The following is a 249-nucleotide window of genomic DNA, read 5'->3' on the forward strand; positions in this document are numbered from 1 at the left end:
CACGTGGTTTAAATCTTAGTTTTTTCATTATTTAAACTGACCCCAATAATCATCATCTGATTCAACAATTTCATCGTCAGGTAAAACATGGCGTTTAATTAACTGATCACGTGCAATTGCATATTCTAACGAGCCTTCTTTAGCTTTTAATGCTCGTTCTAGCCAATCCATTTTTTCTTGTGAAACGATGGCCACTGCGCGACTATTTGAACGAGCAATATAAACGGTTTCGTCTTCGTCATTAACTTG

The 249-nt window shown here is 36.5% G+C and carries 1 protein-coding gene; it reads right to left on the reverse strand.

Features of this window, described 5'->3' with window-relative positions; genetic code table 11:
* Positions 1-27: 27 nt before the first annotated feature.
* Positions 28-249, reverse strand: a 222-nt coding sequence (locus FC70_RS02635; protein WP_057705520.1) for an antitoxin, incomplete at its 5' end; no start/stop codon positions are given.

This window comes from Paucilactobacillus oligofermentans DSM 15707 = LMG 22743, from assembly GCF_001434315.1.
In the GTDB taxonomy this organism is placed as follows: domain Bacteria; phylum Bacillota; class Bacilli; order Lactobacillales; family Lactobacillaceae; genus Paucilactobacillus; species Paucilactobacillus oligofermentans.